The 3,199-nt window shown below is 64.7% G+C and carries 4 protein-coding genes and 1 tRNA gene; 2 read left to right on the top strand and 3 right to left on the bottom strand.

All coding sequences use genetic code 11. The annotated features are described in order from the left end of the window. The first annotated feature begins 409 nt into the window (after window positions 1-409). Window positions 410-1,438: a tyrosine-type recombinase/integrase gene (locus AC1DU6_RS24785; RefSeq protein ID WP_477860315.1), complete on the top strand. Its 1,029-nt coding sequence runs from the start codon at window positions 410-412 to the stop codon at window positions 1,436-1,438. An 8-nt stretch (window positions 1,439-1,446) separates the two neighbouring features. Then, window positions 1,447-1,704 carry a helix-turn-helix domain-containing protein gene (locus AC1DU6_RS24780; RefSeq protein WP_477860313.1) on the top strand — a complete coding sequence of 86 codons (258 nt, stop codon included), beginning with the start codon at window positions 1,447-1,449 and terminating at the stop codon, window positions 1,702-1,704. A gap of 6 nt (window positions 1,705-1,710) precedes the next feature. On the opposite strand, the gene AC1DU6_RS24775 is transcribed toward AC1DU6_RS24780, so the two are convergent. From AC1DU6_RS24775 to AC1DU6_RS24765, 3 genes are all read right to left on the bottom strand, one after another. Next, window positions 1,711-2,778, bottom strand: coding sequence for a tyrosine-type recombinase/integrase (locus AC1DU6_RS24775; RefSeq protein WP_477860312.1), 1,068 nt, complete (start codon window positions 2,776-2,778; stop codon window positions 1,711-1,713). A 232-nt stretch (window positions 2,779-3,010) separates the two neighbouring features. Continuing rightward, window positions 3,011-3,086, bottom strand: a tRNA-Val gene (locus tag AC1DU6_RS24770). Between the two features lie 25 nt (window positions 3,087-3,111). Next, window positions 3,112-3,199, bottom strand: an 88-nt coding sequence (locus AC1DU6_RS24765; protein WP_477860316.1) for an HU family DNA-binding protein, incomplete at its 5' end; no start/stop codon positions are given.

Raw genomic sequence — 3,199 nt, 5'->3', positions numbered from 1 at the left:
CGCTCACACCCCGGAGTTGACCTCAGCGGACATTGCCGAACTGACGGGGCTGATCGTCAAGCGGCAGACGAGCTTCGCAGAGGACGAGTTCCATCGTCGTGAGGCGATCCGCGTCGCTGCCGAGGTGGAGGCCATCCGCCGCGAGATGTTCGAGCCTGCCGCCTGATTCCCGTACTTCTGCCACGCCCACCATGAAACGCATCGCCCGTCCATCAGATCGCAGAGCCTGCCGCCGCATCAGTCGCCGCCTAACCGCAGGCAGCCGCAAGCACCTGAGCAAGGCCGGCCATCGTCGGGCCTTCAGGCGAATGTTCACTTGTCGCCTGTTCGAAAACTGGCCACGCGCTTTCGCTGCGCTGCCCTGACATTCCCATCCCCCGCGAGGGCACTGCCACCCCACATCAGACCTATGAAGAAAAGCAAGCTCAAGAAACTGCTCAAGCAGGCCCTGCAGCAGCTCGCCGTATCGCAGCTGCCCGCGGGCCAGCCGGCGTCGAAGCAGGCCGCCAACGATGCGGCGCCAGCCATCGAAGGACCGACCGTGGCCGAGTGGCTGTTGACCTATCGCGGGATCATTGCCGAGCGCGGCTACAACCCGCAGACGGTGAAAAACCGCACCACGTCGATCAACCACATCGAGGCCACCTGGGGTCCGATGCGGCTGCGCGCCCTGCGGCCGTTCGACATCGCGAGCAAGCTCAAGCAGTGGAGCCCGCACACAGGCTGCCGAGTCCTCGGCGAGCTGAAGGATGTCTACGTCGAGGCCATCRCCAACGGCGCCGCCGAGTCGAGCCCGGCCGCCCACGTCAAGCGCCCCAAGGCGCCGGGCCTGCGCAAGCGGCTCACGCTGGAGATCTGGAAGCCCATGCTGGCGGATGCCCAGGCCGGCCCGCAGCGCTGGGTGCCGGCCCTACTGCTGCTGGCCCTGGCCACCGGGCAGCGGCGCGCCGACCTAGCGAAGATGCGCTTCGATGACGTGGTCGACGACCACTTGAGGATCGAGCAGCAGAAGAAGGCCGGGAAGCCTGTTGGTGCCCGTCTGGCCATCCCGCTGTCGCTGCGTCTAGACGCCACCGGCATGACGCTGGGCGAGGTCATCGAGCACTGCCGCGGCATCGCCGCCCCGGGCGACACGCTGCTCCGCAAGTCCAACGGAAGGCCGATCGAGAAGAGTTCTCTGTCCGCCAGGTTCCGGCAGCACATCGTCGCGGTCTGCGGCCCCAACGCCTACAAGCAATACGAGTGGCCAAGCCTCCACGAGGCGCGCAGCCTCTCGGCCCGCACCTACATCGCGGAGGGCATGACGGAAAAGACCGTGCAGACCCTGCTCGGCCACAAGGCGGCCGAGATGACGAAGGTCTACCTCGACGACCGAGGCTTGACTTCCGGCGAGTGGAAGCAGGTCTCGGCCAACGATCAGATGCCGTCCGCGGCGTAGGACTGACCATGCAGACCAGCTTTCCTCCCACCGTCGATGTAACCGGTGCCGCTGACCTGATGAAGGTCCACCCCCAGACCGTGCTGGACAAGATCGCCAGCGGCGAGCTGCGCGCGGGCAAGCTGGGCCGCAGCTACGTCTTGCTCACTGCCGACGTGCTGAGACACGTCGAGGAAGCCATCGTGCGCGAGACGGCCGCTCGCATGCGTACACCGCTCAAGGCCGCCGACACCAAGCCGCGCCGGCGCACAACCACGCCGGCCTGACGCCGGTCACCACAGGCGCGCCGCCAGGTCGCTGCCCCGCAGGTTGGCATAGCGCATCATCATCCTGTGCGACTTGTGGCCAGTGATCTTCATGATCTGTGTCTCGCTCAGCGTGGTGCGCTCGAACAGCCGCGACGTGGCCTCGTGCCTCAGATCATGGAACGTCAGGTCGCCGAACCCTTCCGTCTCGAAGATGCTGCCGTAGAGCTTGCTCAGGAAGTGCGTTGTTCCGGACAACGATCTCTTTGACGAATCCCCGTCCCACCACGGGTAGAGCAAATTCGCGGGCACGCCGGCGGGCAGCGTGCGCACCTTGAGGTAGGCCTGCAGTTCGGCCTTGGCCACGCTGCTCAATGGAACCTGGCGCTTGTCGCCGTTCTTGGTCTTGTCCAGGAAGATGGTCGAGCGTGCCAGGTCCACCTGGTCGACCTCGAGCGTGTACTGCTCGCGCATCCGCATCGCGGACTCGACGGCYACGACGAAGGCGCAACGCACCGCCGGCTTGAACTCCAAGGGCCTGGGCCGCTGCTTGCGCGGCAGCACGCCCAGTTCGATGCGAGCCAGCGCCTTTTCAAACTCGCCCTCTTCCAGCCGCCGCTCGCGCTCCACATCAACGCGCTTCACGCCGGCCAGAGCCTCGTCGTTCTTGCTGTATTGGGCATATCCCTCTGGCAGCGTGCGCAACGGGTGGTCTGGCATCGTCAGCAGGCCCTTGCGCATGCCCCAGTCGGTGCAGCGAGCCAGCGCTCCGACCTTGGCCCTGATGGACGTGGGCGCGAGCTTGTCGACGCGCTTCATGTCCGAGATCCAGTCGTCCACCCACTTCGTCGTCACCGCGGCCAACGGCGTCGAGCCGCTGCGCTTTGCGATCACGTCCAACTCCGAACGGTCCTTGTCGCTTGGATGGGCCTCGGCCTGGAACAACCTGGCCAGCTGCTCGATGTTCGACACCTTGGCGTCTGCCCGGTGTTCCGTCGGCACGATGCCGCGGTCTAGCAACGCATCCAGCCGGGCGGCATAGGAATCGCCTTCCGCCTCGCTCTCGAAGGTCAGGTAGAGGGGTTTATCAAGCACACCAGCGCGCTTGAAAACAAACTCCCATTTACCCGTTCTTGTTTTGCGTTTGCCGGCCATATCGTGCGCGCCTCGCTACCCGTGGAGCGACGCACTTTACGGCGGTTTGTTGGTTGGTCAGCGCTGGACTTTGGCTGGTCAAAGCTGCCTGTGGCTGCCTTGCTCGCTGGTTTGGCGCTGAATATATATCCAGGCAAATCGCTGTAAGTTGTTGATTTACAAGGGGTATAACTGGTGGGCGCTGACGGGCTCGAACCGCCGACAATCTCCGTGTAAGGGAGGTGCTCTACCAACTGAGCTAAGCGCCCGGGGAAACCGGGATTGGCCGAAGGTTCAGTTCACGGCGTCCTTGAGCGCCKTGCCGGGTTTGAACTTGGGCACCTTGGCCGATTTGATCTTGATGGTATCGCCGGTGCGTGGG

The organism is Roseateles sp. P5_B10 (genome assembly GCF_056400485.1).
The sequence above is the reverse complement of the archived record's forward strand: the minus strand, read 5'-3'. Positions and strand labels throughout refer to the sequence as shown.